Origin of the sequence: Cystobacter fuscus (genome assembly GCF_002305875.1) — a bacterium.
GTDB lineage: Bacteria > Myxococcota > Myxococcia > Myxococcales > Myxococcaceae > Cystobacter > Cystobacter fuscus_A.
The window spans coordinates 12087082-12101513 of record NZ_CP022098.1 but is presented as its reverse complement, the minus strand read 5'-3'; the positions used below and the strand labels follow the sequence as shown (position 1 = coordinate 12101513).

16 protein-coding genes are annotated in these 14432 nt (G+C 70.1%); 5 read left to right on the top strand and 11 right to left on the bottom strand.

The genetic code is table 11. From position 1 onward, the window contains the following. Positions 1-44 precede the first annotated feature (44 nt). Positions 45-1151: a LysM peptidoglycan-binding domain-containing protein gene (locus tag CYFUS_RS49135; RefSeq protein ID WP_095991539.1), complete on the top strand. Its 1107-nt coding sequence runs from the start codon at positions 45-47 to the stop codon at positions 1149-1151. 241 nt (positions 1152-1392) lie between these two features. After that, positions 1393-1818, top strand: coding sequence for a nuclear transport factor 2 family protein (locus tag CYFUS_RS49130; RefSeq protein WP_095991538.1), 426 nt, complete (start codon positions 1393-1395; stop codon positions 1816-1818). On the opposite strand, the gene CYFUS_RS49125 is transcribed toward CYFUS_RS49130, so the two are convergent. The 10 genes from CYFUS_RS49125 to CYFUS_RS53670 all read right to left on the bottom strand — a co-directional run bounded on the left by CYFUS_RS49125 (position 1815) and on the right by CYFUS_RS53670 (position 11045). Continuing rightward, a complete protein-coding gene (locus tag CYFUS_RS49125) occupies positions 1815-2927 on the bottom strand; it encodes an ArsA family ATPase (RefSeq protein ID WP_095991537.1) in 1113 nt (370 codons plus the stop codon). The genes CYFUS_RS49130 and CYFUS_RS49125 overlap by 4 nt on opposite strands. Further along, on the bottom strand, positions 2924-3883 hold the full coding sequence (locus CYFUS_RS49120) for an ArsA-related P-loop ATPase (RefSeq protein WP_232537901.1): 960 nt from the start codon (positions 3881-3883) through the stop codon (positions 2924-2926). The genes CYFUS_RS49125 and CYFUS_RS49120 overlap by 4 nt, the downstream gene beginning before the upstream one ends. Before the next feature lie 117 nt (positions 3884-4000). Continuing rightward, positions 4001-4684, bottom strand: coding sequence for a hypothetical protein (locus CYFUS_RS49115; protein WP_095991535.1), 684 nt, complete (start codon positions 4682-4684; stop codon positions 4001-4003). An 87-nt stretch (positions 4685-4771) separates the two neighbouring features. Next, complete coding sequence (locus CYFUS_RS49110; protein WP_095991534.1) at positions 4772-5143, bottom strand: hypothetical protein; 372 nt, start codon at positions 5141-5143, stop codon at positions 4772-4774. A gap of 342 nt (positions 5144-5485) precedes the next feature. After that, a complete protein-coding gene (locus CYFUS_RS49105; protein ID WP_095992677.1) occupies positions 5486-6109 on the bottom strand; it encodes a class II aldolase/adducin family protein in 624 nt (207 codons plus the stop codon). A 32-nt stretch (positions 6110-6141) separates the two neighbouring features. Then, positions 6142-7257, bottom strand: a complete 1116-nt coding sequence (gene mtnA, locus CYFUS_RS49100) for an S-methyl-5-thioribose-1-phosphate isomerase (protein ID WP_095991533.1) — start codon at positions 7255-7257, stop codon at positions 6142-6144. A gap of 88 nt (positions 7258-7345) precedes the next feature. Next, positions 7346-8689, bottom strand: a complete 1344-nt coding sequence (locus CYFUS_RS49095; protein ID WP_095991532.1) for a hypothetical protein — start codon at positions 8687-8689, stop codon at positions 7346-7348. Positions 8690-8807: 118 nt separating this feature from the next. Continuing rightward, positions 8808-9692, bottom strand: coding sequence for an S-methyl-5'-thioadenosine phosphorylase (locus CYFUS_RS49090; protein ID WP_095991531.1), 885 nt, complete (start codon positions 9690-9692; stop codon positions 8808-8810). A gap of 88 nt (positions 9693-9780) precedes the next feature. Further along, positions 9781-10206: a hypothetical protein gene (locus tag CYFUS_RS49085; protein WP_157759099.1), complete on the bottom strand. Its 426-nt coding sequence runs from the start codon at positions 10204-10206 to the stop codon at positions 9781-9783. Positions 10207-10424: 218 nt separating this feature from the next. Continuing rightward, positions 10425-11045, bottom strand: coding sequence for a LysM peptidoglycan-binding domain-containing protein (locus CYFUS_RS53670; RefSeq protein WP_157759098.1), 621 nt, complete (start codon positions 11043-11045; stop codon positions 10425-10427). 108 nt (positions 11046-11153) lie between these two features. On the opposite strand from CYFUS_RS53670, the gene CYFUS_RS49075 reads away from it, so the two are divergent. Together CYFUS_RS49075 and CYFUS_RS49070 are read left to right on the top strand one after the other, a co-directional pair. Beyond that, positions 11154-12278 carry an aminotransferase class I/II-fold pyridoxal phosphate-dependent enzyme gene (locus tag CYFUS_RS49075; protein ID WP_095991528.1) on the top strand — a complete coding sequence of 375 codons (1125 nt, stop codon included), beginning with the start codon at positions 11154-11156 and terminating at the stop codon, positions 12276-12278. Between the two features lie 7 nt (positions 12279-12285). Then, complete coding sequence (locus CYFUS_RS49070; protein WP_095991527.1) at positions 12286-13194, top strand: NYN domain-containing protein; 909 nt, start codon at positions 12286-12288, stop codon at positions 13192-13194. A gap of 27 nt (positions 13195-13221) precedes the next feature. Here CYFUS_RS49070 and CYFUS_RS49065 read toward each other — a convergent pair whose 3' ends face one another. Beyond that, a complete protein-coding gene (locus tag CYFUS_RS49065) occupies positions 13222-13737 on the bottom strand; it encodes a nuclear transport factor 2 family protein (protein ID WP_095991526.1) in 516 nt (171 codons plus the stop codon). 75 nt (positions 13738-13812) lie between these two features. Here CYFUS_RS49065 and CYFUS_RS49060 point away from each other — a divergent pair, with 75 nt between their 5' ends. Further along, positions 13813-14430, top strand: a complete 618-nt coding sequence (locus CYFUS_RS49060) for a hypothetical protein (RefSeq protein ID WP_095991525.1) — start codon at positions 13813-13815, stop codon at positions 14428-14430. The last annotated feature ends 2 nt before the right edge of the window (positions 14431-14432 follow it).

The following is a 14432-nucleotide window of genomic DNA, read 5'->3' as shown; positions in this document are numbered from 1 at the left end:
AAGCTTCCCCACCTTTCCCCCTTCTTCCGCACGGAGCCCTCAACATGAGCACCTACTCTGTCCGTAGCGGCGACACCCTCTCGGCCATCGCCCAGCGCTACCACACCACGGTCGGCGCGCTCGCCCAGGCCAACGGCATCAAGAACCCCAACCACATCCTGGCGGGCCAGAAGCTCACGGTCCCCGGTGGGGGGAGCGCTCCCAGCTCCGGCTCCGGCAGCTACACCGTGCGCTCCGGGGACACGCTCAGTGGCATCGCCCAGCGCCACGGCACCACGGTGAGCGCACTCGCCCAGGCCAACGGCATCAAGAACCCCGACCTCATCCAGGTGGGTCAGAAGCTCTCCATCCCCGGCAAGGGCGGCGCGAGCGCCCCCAGCGCTCCCAGCTCCGGCTCCGGCAGCTACACCGTGCGCTCCGGGGACACGCTCAGCGGCATCGCCCAGCGCTACGGCACCACGGTGAGCGCGCTCGCCCAGGCCAACGGCATCAAGAACCCCAACCTCATCCAGGTGGGCCAGAAGCTGCGCGTGCCCGCGGGTGACCACTACGAGCCCGCCCCCAGCAAGCCCTCCACGGGCGGCGCCGGCCCCGTCACCGGCCCGAGCAACGAGCCCGGCTCGAAGGGCGGCGTGTCGCTCGCGCAGCTGCGCCGCATCATGCCCAACCTGTCCCAGGCCAAGGCCGAGCAGTACCTGCCCCACGTCAACCGCGCCATGGCCGAGGCCGGCATCAACACCCCCAAGCGCCAGGCCGCCTTCCTCGCGCAGCTCGCCCACGAGAGCGGTGAGTTCCGCTACATGGAGGAGATCGCCTCGGGCGCCGCCTACGAGGGCCGCCGAGATCTCGGCAACACGCAGCCGGGCGATGGCGTGCGCTTCAAGGGCCGTGGTCCCATCCAGCTCACCGGCCGCGCCAACTACCGCGCCGCCGGTCAGGCGCTCGGCATCGACCTGGAGAACAATCCCAAGCGCGCCGCGGATCCGGACGTGGGCTTCCGCACCGCCGCCTGGTTCTGGAACAGCCGCAACCTCAACCAGTACGCCGACGCGGGCAACTTCCGCGAGGTCACCCGCCGCATCAACGGTGGCTACAACGGCCTGGCCTCCCGCGAGGCCTACTACCAGCGCGCGCTCGACGTGCTGGGCTGACAGCTTTTGCCCCCCTGGACCGACCCTGCTCCGGGAGACAGGGTCGAGTTCCCCTGGACCGCGGTGCCCGTATCGGGCCGCGGTCCTTGCTTTTGCGGGCTTCCCCGGCGCCGGGCTCGCTCCGTGACGAGGGGCCCGCCGCTCGCGGGGCGGCCGGGCGGCCGGTGCGCCGGGCCGGGCGTGCGGGTCGTGCTCACCGTCGAGGGACAGGACCCCTCACCCAGACGGAGCGAGAGACCCCATGGCGATGGAACGAGCACGGCGTTTCGTGGATGCGTTGACGCGGTTGGAGGAGACGGGCGAGCTGGACGCGTTGCTGGCGCTCTTCGGAGAGGACTCCCAGGTGAGCAACGTGGTCTCCCACCGGACCTTCCACGGCAAGGACGGCGCGCGGGACTTCTGGGCCGAGTACAAGGGCATGCTGCGGCAGGTGAAGTCCACCTTCCGCAACATGATCGAATCCGGGGACCGGGTGGCGCTCGAGTGGGAGTCCAACGGCACCGCGCACAACGGCGCGGCGGTGAGCTACGAGGGCGTGTCCATCATCGAGTGGGAGGGCGAGTGCATCTCGCGCTTCTACGCGTACTTCGATTCGCGCGTGCTGGGCCTGGAGCTGAGCCGGGGCAGCGCGCCGCGCTCGGAGGCGCCCGCCACCGTGCCGGCCTAGCCCATGGCGAGCGCGTCGCCCAGACGCACCAGGCCCCCGAAGTCCTCCAGCTCGCCTCCGGACTCGGGGGCGGCCACCGCCACCGCGCCCGCGGGCAGCTTCTCCGCCAGCCGCTGCAACAGTCCCCGGTGCACCTCGGCCCGGGCTCGCTCCTGCTCGGCCAGGCGGATGAGCGCCTCCACCCCGCCGCGCGCGGTGTCGTCCTCCACGTGCCGCAACAGCCCCTCGGGCGGCAGGAGTCCGTCCTCGCGCGCCCAGCTCCGGTTGAGCACGTAGCCCGCGAAGGGCAGGCCCTTCTCGTGCAGCATGTCCCGGAAGAAGGACGCCTCGTCCAGCGACGCCTGCTCCGGCGACGTCACCAGCAGGAAGGCCGCGTCCTTCGCCGACAGCCGCTCGCGCAGCCGGTCCGCGCGCAGCCGGATGCCGGCGAACAGTCCGCTGAAGGCTCCGAGGAAGGCGCGCATCTCCTGGGTGAAGCCCTCGCCGAAGATGCTCCCCAGCACGTTGCCGAGCAGCTGCGACGTCTTGCGCCACAGCCGCCCCCCGCGTCCCTTCTCCTCGGGCAGGAAGAGCGACACGATGCGATCATCCAGGAAGCGCGCCAGCCGCCCCGGTGCCTCCAGGAAGTCCAGCGCGTGGCGGCTCGGGGGCGTGTCCAGCACCACCAGATCGTACTTCCCCTCGTCGAGGAAGTGATCCAACGCCTCGGCCGCGGCGTACTCCTGCATGCCCGCCACCAGGTCCGACAGGAAGCGGTAGAGCCGGTTGTCGAGGATGGTGCGCGCCGCCTCGGGCGTGGGCGACAACCGGTGCACGAAGCGCTCGAAGACGACGCGCGGATCCAACATCCACACGTCCAGCCGGCCCGTCCCCGGCGTGCCCCCGGCAAACAGCCGCTCGGGGGGAATGGTGGTGGGCTCGGCGCCGCCCTCCTTCAGGCCCATGGCCTCGGCGAGCCTCCGCGCGGGGTCGATGGTGAGCACCAGCACCTTGCGGCCCGAGCGCGCCGCCGCCACGCCCAGCGCCGCCGCCGTCGTCGTCTTGCCCACGCCGCCCGCGCCACACAGCACGAGGACGCGCTTGTCACGCAGCAGGGATTGCAGGCTCATGGCTGGGCTCCGGCGCTCTCGCGCGAGGCGGGGGTCGAGGGCACTCGGGTGAGGTGCGCGGCGAGCTGCTCCACCAGGCGCCTGTCCGTGGCGGCCTGCTCCGGCAGGGTGAGCAGCTGCGCGGGGAAGTTCGTCTCCAGCCGGCTCTGCGCCGCGCGAGCCCTGTCCAGGCGGCCCAGCGCGCGCTGGCCCCGGTGCGGCCCGTGCGCTTCGAGCAGCCGCTTCACCGCGTCCCGCCCGTCCGGCGAGAAGGGATTGTCCGGCATGCGGTTGAGCACCCCCGCGGCGAGCGGAATGCCGTGGCTGCCGATGGCGGTGGCCAGCTCCAGCGTCTCGCTCACGGGCAGGGGCTCGGGCAGGGTGACGAGCACCGTGCCGGTGAGGGCGGGATCCCTCAAGAGCGTGAGCCCCTCGCGCACCGAGCGCCCGATGGGGCCGCCGGGCATGACGGACAGGAGCGTGTCGGGCAGTGCCGCGAGCGCGAGCGCGTGGCCCGTGGCCGGCAGATCCAGGATGCACAGGGGGTGCTTCGCCTGGCCATCCGGCCGCGTGAGCCGCAGCAGGTGGAGCATCTGGTAGAGCACGCCCATCTCCCGCAGGGCGGGGGCGGCCTCCAGGAAGCGGCGCAGGGCGCGCATGCGCATGGCCGCGTCCGCCATGACCCTCAGGGGGAGGATGTCCTGGAGGAAGAGGCGCTGGCCCTCGATGGCCGACAGGCGCACGAAGGACAGGCGCTCGGACACGGAGACGACCTGGGCGCCAGAGGGGCGCGCGCCCACGAGCTCCGCCAGGGGCGAGGGGCTGTCCGCGTTCTCCGAGCCCAGCTCGACCTCGGCGAGCAGCACCCGCTTGCCGGCACTCACCGCCGCGCGCGCGAGCGCCGCCGCGACGGTCGTCTTGCCCACGCCGCCCTTGCCCGAGACGAGCAAGGCCCGTCGTTCCCACAATGCGTCCACCAAGGCCGTCGCCCCTCTAGGAGATAGCGTGAGGGGTGGGAGTCTGAACGACCCACCCCCCTGGCGACAAGGGCGGCGCGCGAAACCGGTTCCCCGCCGGGCAGGGGGGAACGTCGGTTAGTGTACGGCCCAGCGAGCGGCGATCTCCTCGCAGGCGTGGCGCACGTCGCACAGGCGGCGCGTGCGGGCGCGGGGGGCCGAGTAGGCCCGGCCGGCGAACACGTCCACCACGAGCATCCGCCGGGAATCCAGCGGTCCGAGCGGCGCGAGGTGCTGCTCGGCGAAGGCGCTCAGCAGCGTGGCGATGTACTGCCCGGAGCGCTCGTCCAGCGGGTGGTGCTTGGAGAAGTAGAGCTTGAGCAGGCCGACCTGGTTGTCGCCGTGCGCGTCCACCGCCTGGAGCACGACCTGGGGCCGCACCTGGATGCTCACGCCGGCCACCTCGAGCGGGGGCGGCGCGTCGCCCACGGTGGTGGCGATGAGGCCGCCGAGCCCCAGGGACGGGTGCAGCCGGCGGTAGTGCTCGATGGCCTCGATGCACGACTGGGCGCGGTGCGCGTCGTACTCGGACTCGAAGACGGTGGTGGCGAGCCGGTGCTGGTGGCGGCGCAGGATGGACTCGTCCTGGCCATGGCAGAGGAAGTCGGTGATGGCGTGGGCGGCGTCGGGGTAGCGCAGGTAACGCGGATCCGGGGGATGCTTCTGGGTGTGGATGAGCTGCTTGCGCAGCGCGGGTGCCGCCGTGAGGTAGCGCCCCAGCTTGTTCTCCGAGACGTGGGGTGACTCCGTGCGTCCGTTCATGATCGGCCTCCCTGATGCGTCGTGCATGAGAGGAAGAATACAGGGGGGGTCTGACAAGGAACGGACACCCGGAGCGTGCGGTTTTCGTCAGCGAGCGGGGTAGAGATCCACGCGCACGTGGGTGTCGCCATCCACGTAGAAGTGGCCGCTCGCCTCGAAGGAGACGTAGCCGGAATAATCGATGGCCTCGATGTAGAAGTCGTAGTCGCCCGGGTAGAAGTCGTAGAGCGTGACGCCGTCGTAGCCGTTGGCGCTGCAGGGGTAGTAGCCGCGGTTCTCGAGCGACTCGCCGGGGATGGTGATGTGGACGTCCCTGACCTCGCCATCGCGGGCGCAGCTGTAGCCGTCGAAGGTCCAGGTGAAGGTCACGTCTCCGGGGACGGGCTCGGTGTAGACACACGCGGACGTCAGGCCCAGGGACAGCACGGCGAGGCTCGAGGCGAGGTTCTTCAGGTTCATGAGGGACTCACGGGCTAGGGAGGAACCGGCCCATTCCACATGCCAGATCGTGATCGCTCAAGGTGCGTGAGACACGCTTCCGCCACAATTGGCAGAAGGGACACTTCCGCCTCGAGTGTGGGCCACGTGACGCCCGCGTGTTGGGAGCGCGGTGCCCCTGTGGGCTGGCCGGTTGGATGGGTCTGTTGCGTGATTTGCCCAAGGGGAGCAATGCAGGTTTCGCGACAGCGCCGCTCTACGCCGCGCCTCGAGAAGGAAGCGAGGCCGCGGGGGCCAGACGCTACGGAAGCAGCACCGAGTTCGTGAGAAGTGCCGGGACCCCAGAGGACGGAGCTCAGGGGCTCAGCCTCCGCGCGTGGGCTTCTGGCCGTACGTCTTGAACTTCTCCAGCACCCGTTGCATCTCCGCCGACTCCAGCAGCACGGGCTCGCCCACCTGGAGCGCGCGCCAGTACATGGCCGCGAGCGTCTCCACCTCCACCGCCAGCTTGAACGCCCCCGCCAGCGTCGCCCCCAACGCCACCATGCCGTGGTTGGCCATCAGGCACGCCAGCCGGCCCTCCAGCGCCACCAGCACGTGCCGCGACAGCTCCTCGGTGCCGAACGTGGCGTAGTCCGAGCACCGGATGTCCTCGCCCCCCGCGCGCGTCACCATGTAGTGGAAGGCCGGAATCGGCCGGCGCAGGCACGCCAGGCTCGTGCTGAACATGGAATGCGCGTGCAGCACTCCCCCCACCTCGGGCCGCGTGGCGAGGATGTCCCGGTGGATGCGCCACTCGGTGGACGGCTCGCGGTGCCCCTCGTACGTGCCGTCCATCCGCATCCGCACCATGTCCCCCGGCGCGAGCGTGTCGTAGTCCATCCCCGAGGGCGTGAGCAGGAAGCCGCCCTCCACCCGCACGCTCAGGTTGCCACTGGTGCCCTGGTTGAGCCCCGTGGCGTTCATCCGGCGGCCCGTGGCGATCATCTCCTCGCGCAGCGCGCGCTCGTCCGGTGCGCTCACGTGCCCGTCCTCCCGCCGAGCTCGCGCCGCTCGGGGAAGAGCGACAGCAGCCCCTCTCGCGTGGCCGGACACACGCCGCGCTCGGTGACGAGCGCCGTGACGAGCCGCGCGGGCGTCACGTCGAAGCCGTAGTTGGCCACCGCGCTGCCCTCGGGCGTCACCCGCACCGTCACCACCTCGCCCGAGGCGAGTCGTCCACTCACGTCCGTCAGCTCGCGCCCGTCGCGCTGCTCGATGGGGATGTCGCGCACGCCGTCCTCCAGCGTCCAGTCGATCGTCGGCGAGGGCAGCGCCACGTAGAAGGGCACCCCGTTGTCCCTGGCCGCCAGCGCCTTGAGGTAGGTGCCGATCTTGTTCGCCACGTCGCCCCGGGCCGTGGTGCGGTCCGTGCCGACGATGCACAGGTCCACCTCGCCGTGCTGCATGAGGTGGCCGCCCACGTTGTCGGCGATGACGGTGTGGGGCACGCCGTGCTGGCCCAGCTCCCACGCCGTCAGGCTCGCGCCCTGGTTGCGCGGCCGCGTCTCGTCCACCCAGACGTGCACCGGCAGGCCCTCGTCCCGCGCGAGGTACAGGGGCGCGAGCGCCGTGCCCCAGTCCACCGTGGCCAGCCACCCCGCGTTGCAATGCGTGAGCACGTTCACCCGGCCCTGGCGCCCCTTGCGCTCCCACGCCTCCTGGATGAGCTTCAGTCCGTGCTTCCCGATGGCGTGGTTGATGGCCACGTCCTCGTCACACAGCGCGGCGGCGTGCGCCCAGGCCGCCGCCACCCGCTCGGAGGCGGGCAGGGGGCGCAGCACACGGCTCATCCCATCCAGCGCCCACTTCAGGTTGACCGCCGTCGGCCGGGTGGCCTGCAGGAGCGCGCACGCCCGCTCGAGCGCTCCGTCTCCCGCGTCGACCCGCAGCGCGAGGCACACCCCATAGGCCGCCGTCGCTCCGATGAGCGGCGCCCCGCGCACCTGCATGGCGCGGATGGCGTGGGCCGCCTCCTCGAGTGTCGTGAGCCGCAGCGTCACGAACGCGTGGGGCAGGCGCGTCTGGTCGATGATGCCCACCGAGCCATCCGGCTCGCTCCAGATGCTGCGCGTGGCTTTTCCGTGGACCTTCATGCGGCTCTCCCGTGGGGGACAAACTCCCTCATCATGCCCTGGCGGCGGGCCTGTCTGGTGGAATTCAGGCGGCCCGGCCAGGGAGCGCTCAGTGGCTCCAGTCCACGAGGTTGGAGAAGGCGAGCTGCTCGGTGGCGATGATCATATAGGCGCTCGTGTCCACGAAGCGCTGCCAGGCGACGGGTCGGGCTCCGGTGGCGGTGTCCACCCAGTCGACGAACCCACCGGGGACGCCGTCCACGGACGTGTTGTTGACCCAGCAGCCCGAGCCGCTCGTCGAGTTCAGGGCCGACACGGCGAAGTTGTAGTGGCGCCACGCCGCGCCATACAGGTCATGGTAGTTGCCCGTGGCGCGGGCGATCTTCCACTCCGCGTCGGCGAGCTGGAGCGCGGAGCCCGGGTACACCTTGGTGTCGGTGCCATTCTGCGGGGTCCACTGGTGCACGCCGCCCGCGTAGCGCCCGCTCGCGATGCTCAAGGGGACGCCGTTGTAGGCCGTGCCCGTCTCCCACCAGTCCGCGAGCTTCTTCGCGTACGCCTCGCCCGGGTCGCGCGCGCTGAACTCGTAGGGCGAGAAGCCCGTCTGGTCGATGCCCCCGTTGTAGACGCCATTGCCGGCGCCATCGAGGTAGGCGTAGTAGTTGCCCCAGCTTCCCTTGTCCTGCGCGTTGGCGAGCCAGCCAGCGACGGTGTTCGCCTGGTTGTCGTAGAAGGTCGCGGTGGCGGTATCGCCCACCGCCGAGGCCCAGTGCGAGAAGGCGCGGAAGGCCGCCACGGCGTAGGCGCGGTCGATGGTCCACGAGCCCAGGTGGGCGTTGACGTAGTCCGCCATCCGGTGCGCCTGGAGATAGTTCTCCGACTGGTAGTTCGCCCGATCCCCATTGGGCGAATACAGACAGTACTTGCGCATGGCGATGAGCACCTCGGCCGTGGCGGCCGCCCCGCCGGGGAACGAGTTGGTGCGGTTGCCGTTGACGTCGTAGTTGACGAACTGTCCCGTGGGCGGCTGCATGAAGCCCACGCGGGTGACGCCGTTGACCGTCTCGGTGACGTGGTTCTGCGGGTTGCGCGCCCAGCTCCAGAAGTAGCCGCTGAGCGCCGTCTTCACCCGGTTGTCCAGATCGGCGTTGCTGCGCCCCGCGGCCACCAGCCGCTGATGGCCATACAGCAGGCCGATGGCCCCGATGGCCGAGGTGCCCGGGTCCACCGCGTCCGCGCTGCCATTGCCGATGCGCCAATCATTCAGGGCGCCATGGCCCGGCGCCGCGGTGGAGATGTTCTTCACCGTGGGGTTGGCCGACGTGAAGGAACACTGGGAGATGTAATGGCTCTCCATCCACACGTTGTCGTAGCTGTCCGCCCGTGCCTCCGTCGCGCCGAGCAGCAGCCGCACCGCGAGGGAGCCAATCACCCACTGCCGAACCAGACGCATACCGGCCCTTTCCCGAGGAGGATGCCCGGCGCAGGCCGGGGAGTCCTCCTCCTACTTCGGATAAGGCCGGTTAATCCATGTGTTTCCGTTTTACTGGGAGCGGAAGGGCCCGCGAGCGTCAGCGGCGGAGCACCCGGCCGGCCACGGCGTCGAGCCGGGCGAGGACGGCGGGGTCGCGCGCGTCGGGGGCGGTCATGATGGCGTGGTCGAGCGCCCGCTGGCAGCCGTGGACGCACGGCACGGAGTGTTTGCCGAGCCGGGGCACGGTGTTCTTCACCAGCGCGCGCGCCTTGCCCGAGTTGGCCGTCATCACCGCGACGACCTGGTCCACGGTGACGGCGTCATGGCCCGGGTGCCAGCAGTCGAAGTCGGTGACCATGGCCACGCTCGCGTAGCAGAGCTCCGCCTCCCGGGCGAGCTTGGCCTCGGGCATGTTCGTCATGCCGATCACGCTGCAGCCCCAGGAGCGGTACAGCTCGCTCTCGGCGTGCGAGGAGAACTGGGGCCCCTCCATCACCAGGTAGGTGCCGCCGCGCCGCGCGGGGATGCCGAGCGTCTCGCAGCCGCCCATCACCGCGTCCCCCAGGCGCGAGCACACCGGCCGGGCCATGGACACGTGCGCCACGCACCCGGTGCCGAAGAAGCTCTTGGTGCGCGCGAAGGTGCGGTCGATGAACTGGTCCACCACCACGAAGGTGCCCGGGGGCAGGTCCTCGCGCAGGCTGCCCACCGCGGACACCGACAGCACGTCCGTCACCCCCGAGCGCTTGAGCGCGTCGATGTTGGCGCGGAAGTTGATCTCCGACGGGGCGATGCGGTGCCCCCGGCCATGGCGCGGCAGGAACACCACGGGCGTGCCCTCGAGGGTGCCGAAGCACAGCGCGTCCGAGGGCGCGCCAAAGGGCGTGCTCACCTCACGCCAGACGACGTTCTCCAGGCCGTCGATCTGGTAGAGGCCACTGCCTCCGATGATGCCGATGACCGGGGTGGGGGAAGGCGACATGGCGGAGCTCCGGGCGTGGGGGAATGGGCGTGGGCGGCCACTCTTCCCGCCGTGCGCTCCCGAGGCAAGCGCCGAAGTGATGCCGGGCTCAACTCGTGGGCAGGGCGTAGTGGGCGCGCACCCGCCGCGCGGCCTCGCCGAGCCCCCGCTCCTGGAACTGTCCCGCGGCCCAGGTGGCCGCCTCCGGCAGCGTGCGGGTGACGACGAAGGGCGTGTGCAGCGCGGCCCCGTGACGGATGAGGCTCGCGAGCATGTGCCCTTCCGGGGAGTTGAGCACGTACGCCGAGCCGATCATCCACTCGCGCAGGGCACACTCGTGCTCGCGCAGCCAGTCGATGTAGCGCTGGCGGTAGGGGGCCACGCGGATGGGCACCGCGCGCGCGTCGATGATGCTCACGTGCGGCTCACACCGCTGGAGGCACTCGGTACGCCAGTCCAGGTAGGCGTCGAACGTCTCGCCCGAGAGGCCCGCCCCGAACCGCACCGTCAGCAGCGGCCAGAGCGTGTCTTCCACGACGATGCCGCCCCCCAGTGGGAAGCGGCCGGCCCCCGGGTTCGAGAGGGGGGGCGGCCTGTTGGGAACGAAGGGTGAATCAAAAAGGAGCACGATGGAGGATATCGTAGCACCAAATCGCACCCGTGGCGAAAGGGCCAATGGAGGGGGCCCGGGAAGCGGTGTCCTCGCGGCTCCAACCAGGGGGGCCGCCGCTCGGGAGGGCGGCCCTGGGCGCCTCAGTAGCCGACGTAGCCGCCGCCGCCGTTCATGGACTGGAGGCCGGGCACGTTGGACACCGAGCCGTAGCGGTCGATGGAGTAGCGCACCGCCGCGATGATGTTGTCCACCGGGTCGCGGATGTTGTCGTGGCCGGGCAGCTTGTACGCGTCGAACGTCGGCTGGATGGTCTGCATCAGGCCGATGGACGGCGTGCCGCGCTTGGCGTTGTCATCCCAGAGGTTGATGGCGTTGGGATTGCCGCTGGACTCGTGCTGGATGATCTTCGCGATGTCCTGGGGGTTCATCTTCTCCACGGGCACGCCCGCCGCCTTGAGCTTCTCCGTCGCCTGGCGGATCCAATCGCCCACCTGGCCCTCGGGCATCTCTCCGATTTCCTGGGGGCCCTCCACCGACTCGGGACCTTGCGCGTGCAGCTGCTGGCCGGGCGGAAGGGTGCCCTGGGGGCCCCCTTGCACGAACTCGTCCTTGGCGCCCGGGATGTTGAGCTTGTCGTCCGCGAGGATGAGGTTGGGGTCCTTGATCTGCGTGTTGGCCTTCATCAAGGCGTCGACGCTGGTGTTGTAGCGCTGCGCGATGCTGCTCAGGGTGTCGCCGGAGCGGATACGGTAGTCGCCCATGATGAAGCTCCTCTCTCTCGGGGGGATGGCGGTGAAGCGGTTGGGAGCCCGAGTGTCGCACACATCTTCCCGTTCATCGAGCACCCGGAGCGCGGTAACACGGGGGGTATGCGCATTCCCGAGTTCAAGTTGGAGCGGTATTTCTCGAAGTGGGAGTTCCGCGCGCCCTACCTGCTGTGCTCCTCGGACATCGAGGGGTGGCGGATGAGCGAGCTGCTCGCGCTGGCGGACGCGGACGCCCGCGAGCGCTGGGAGCAGTTGACGCTGGGCTACACCGAGACGCCGGGGCTGCCGGTGCTGCGCGAGGAGCTGGCCGGGCTCTACCCCGGGGTGCGGCCCGATCAGGTGTTGACGTTCGCGGGCGCGCAGGAGGCGATCTTCATCCTGGTGAACGTGCTCCTGGGGGCGGGGGACCACGCGGTGGTGACGTGGCCGGGCTACCAGTCGCTGTACGAGGTGGCTCGGGCCACGGGGGCGGAGGTGACGCTGCTGCGGCTGCGCGAGGAGGATGGCTGGCGGCTGGACCTGGCCGAGCTGGAGCGCGCGCTGCGGCCGGACACGAAGCTGCTCGTGGTCAACTTCCCGCACAACCCCACGGGGGCGCTGCCGGACGCGGACACGTGGCGGGAGCTGTTCGCGCTCGCCGAGGCGCGGGGCGTGTACGTGCTGTCCGACGAGGTCTACCGGCTCATGGAGTACGACACGCGCGACACCCTGCCCGCGGCGGTGGAGCTGTCCGCTCGGGGGGTGAGCCTGGGGGTGATGTCCAAGAGCTATGGGCTCGCGGGCCTGCGAGTGGGGTGGCTGGCGTGCCGGGACTCGGGAATTCTCTCCCGGTGCGCGGCGTACAAGGATTACACGACCATCAGCAACGCGGCGCCGAGCGAGGTGCTGGCGCTGATGGCGCTCCGGGCGCGCGAGCGGGTGCTCGCGCGCAGCCGGGCGATCGTCTCGGACAACCTGGCGCGCGTGGAGGGGTTCTTCTCGAGGTACGCGGAACATTTCGGCTGGGTGCGTCCCCGGGCCGGCAGCGTGGCGTTTCCCCGGCTGAGGAGTGACGTTCCCGTGGCGACGTTCTGCGAGCGACTGGTGGAGCAGGAAGGCGTGTTGCTCCTGCCAGGAGACGTGTATGACTTCCCGGGCAATCATTTCCGGCTGGGGCTGGGCCGTACGAACCTGCCCGACGCGCTCGTGAGACTCGAGCGCTTCTGCAGCACCTTCTTCCAACGCTGAGGCGTATTTGGACAACGAGCACCGCATCGCGCTGTTCCTCGACTTCGAGAACCTGGTGACGAACACCGGGATCTCCCCCAACAACTTCGACTTGCAGCCGGCCATGGACCGCCTGCTGGAGCGCGGCAAGGTGGTGTTCCGCCGCGCCTACTGCGACTGGTCGCGCTTCAAGGAGGCCAAGGGCAACCTGCACGGCTTCGGCGTCGAGCTCATCGACGTGCCCCCCTCCACGCGCTCGGGCAAGAACGGCGCGGACATGCGCATGGTCATCGACGCGCTGGAGCTGTGCTACGCGCGCGAGCACATCGACACCTTCGCCATCGCCTCGGGCGACAGCGACTTCTGCCCGCTCGCCTACAAGCTGCGCGAGAATGGCCGCACCCTCATCGGGCTGGGTGTGAAGGAGGCGACCAGCCCCCTGTTCGTCAAGGCCTGCGACGAGTTCATCTACCTGCGTCCCCGCCACAAGGAGAAGGACGAGAAGAAGGACGAGCGGCGCGAGGACAAGGACAAGAAGGACAAGCGCTCGGAGGACAAGGGCCGCAAGCACGGCAAGGAGTCCGCGTCCGCCCCCTCGTCCCGGGCCAAGGCGGAGGTGCCGGAGATCGCCCTGGAGGTGGTGCAGCGGTTGCTCTCGCGCGCCACGGGCTCGGTCAATCCGTCCCTCATCAAGGAAGCCATCGTGCGCAAGGAGCCGGACTTCGACGAGCGCGACCACGGCTTCTCCACCTTCGCCAAGCTCCTGGCGGCCATGGAGCACGATGGTCTGCTCAAGCGCGTGCAGCAGGGCCGGCAGTGGTACGTGGTGGCGCCCGACTCGGCCCCCGAGGCCCCTTCGTCCCCTCCGCGTGGTGGCAAGCACGCGCGCCACGACGAGGACGAGGAAGAGGTCTACCCGGATCCCATCGACGACTGAGCGGGCCGGCGCCGGGCGGGGACGAGGCTACTTGCCCGGCTTCGCCTTGTTCTTCTCGTACTGCTCGATGCGCGCCTTGACGTCGTCGAGCACGTCGTTGGGGATGGGGATGGAGAGGTTGTACTGGGCGATCTTCCACGTCCCCGCCTCCTTCACCAGCACCCCCGAGCCGCGCGCGGGCCCCAGGTTGGGCGTGGCGAGCACCTCGTCGAACCACGCCAGGGTGCCGTCCCTGGACAGGCTCACGTGTCGCGACGAGGGTGTGAAGTCCCAGGCCTTGCCCTTGGCGAAGTAGGGATGGGCCCACGCGCGGAACTCGTCCCGGGTCCAGCGCTCGGTGGCGTCCGTGCCCAGGTAGACCGCGTCCGGGGTGAAGTGGGCGAAGTAGCGCGCCTCGTCCGCCTGGGCCGCCGCCCGGTGCCAGTCGTCCAACACCGCGTTCACCGCGGCCGTGGCCGCGGCGGGGGGCGCCGCCGAGGGCTTCGCTCCCGTGTTCGGGGGGGCGCTCAACAGCGTGAGGCACAACAGGGTGAGGGCGGTCATGGTGGGTCGGACTCCTTGCTCAGGTACGCTATAGAGGGGGTTCCATGTTTCGAACCCCAAGGGGGGAGTTACCACATGAGCACCGCGCTTCAGCCTCGTCCGAGCAGTGAGCTGGCCTCCGGCCGCTTCGGCCAGAGCCGCTACGTCATCCGCCGCAAGTTCTTCAAGATCTTCGGCGACGCCTTCCACATCTACGACGAGGCGGGTCAGGTCCTCTTCTACTCGAAGCTCAAGGCCTTCAAGCTGAAGGAGGACATCCGCGTCTTCACCAGCGAGGACATGAACGAGGAGGTGCTCACCATCAAGGCGCGCAACATCCTCGACATCAGCGCCACGTACGACGTCACGGACGCGAAGACGGGCGAGAAGCTGGGCGCGCTGCGCCGCAAGGGGCTCAAGTCCATCCTGCGCGACGAGTGGCTCATCCTCGACGCGCGCGACCAGGAGGTGGGCCTCATCCAGGAGGACAGCATGCTGCTGGCCCTGGTGCGCCGCTTCCTCTCCAACCTCGTGCCGCAGACCTTCACGGCCAGGGTGAGCAACGAGCCCGTGTTCTCCTTCCGCCAGCACTTCAATCCCTTCATCCAGCGCATCTCGCTCGACTTCGGGATGGACCGCTCGCGGCGGTTGGATCGCCGTCTGGGCATCGCGACGGCCGTGCTCCTGTGCGCCATCGAGGGTCGGCAGCAGTAGCG

Bases quoted from the DNA above. Each gene is read 5' to 3' on its own strand.
- CYFUS_RS49135 (WP_095991539.1), top strand. From the start codon at position 45: ATGAGCACCTACTCTGTCCGTAGCGGCGACACCCTCTCGGCCATCGCC.
- CYFUS_RS49065 (WP_095991526.1), bottom strand. From the start codon at position 13,737: ATGACCGCCCTCACCCTGTTGTGCCTCACGCTGTTGAGCGCCCCCCCG.
- CYFUS_RS49095 (WP_095991532.1), bottom strand. From the start codon at position 8,689: ATGCGTCTGGTTCGGCAGTGGGTGATTGGCTCCCTCGCGGTGCGGCTG.
- mtnA (WP_095991533.1), bottom strand. From the start codon at position 7,257: ATGAAGGTCCACGGAAAAGCCACGCGCAGCATCTGGAGCGAGCCGGAT.
- CYFUS_RS49130 (WP_095991538.1), top strand. From the start codon at position 1,393: ATGGCGATGGAACGAGCACGGCGTTTCGTGGATGCGTTGACGCGGTTG.
- CYFUS_RS49090 (WP_095991531.1), bottom strand. From the start codon at position 9,692: ATGTCGCCTTCCCCCACCCCGGTCATCGGCATCATCGGAGGCAGTGGC.
- CYFUS_RS49115 (WP_095991535.1), bottom strand. From the start codon at position 4,684: ATGAACGGACGCACGGAGTCACCCCACGTCTCGGAGAACAAGCTGGGG.
- CYFUS_RS49075 (WP_095991528.1), top strand. From the start codon at position 11,154: ATGCGCATTCCCGAGTTCAAGTTGGAGCGGTATTTCTCGAAGTGGGAG.
- CYFUS_RS49125 (WP_095991537.1), bottom strand. From the start codon at position 2,927: ATGAGCCTGCAATCCCTGCTGCGTGACAAGCGCGTCCTCGTGCTGTGT.
- CYFUS_RS49105 (WP_095992677.1), bottom strand. From the start codon at position 6,109: ATGATCGCCACGGGCCGCCGGATGAACGCCACGGGGCTCAACCAGGGC.
- CYFUS_RS49110 (WP_095991534.1), bottom strand. From the start codon at position 5,143: ATGAACCTGAAGAACCTCGCCTCGAGCCTCGCCGTGCTGTCCCTGGGC.
- CYFUS_RS53670 (WP_157759098.1), bottom strand. From the start codon at position 11,045: ATGGGCGACTACCGTATCCGCTCCGGCGACACCCTGAGCAGCATCGCG.
- CYFUS_RS49060 (WP_095991525.1), top strand. From the start codon at position 13,813: ATGAGCACCGCGCTTCAGCCTCGTCCGAGCAGTGAGCTGGCCTCCGGC.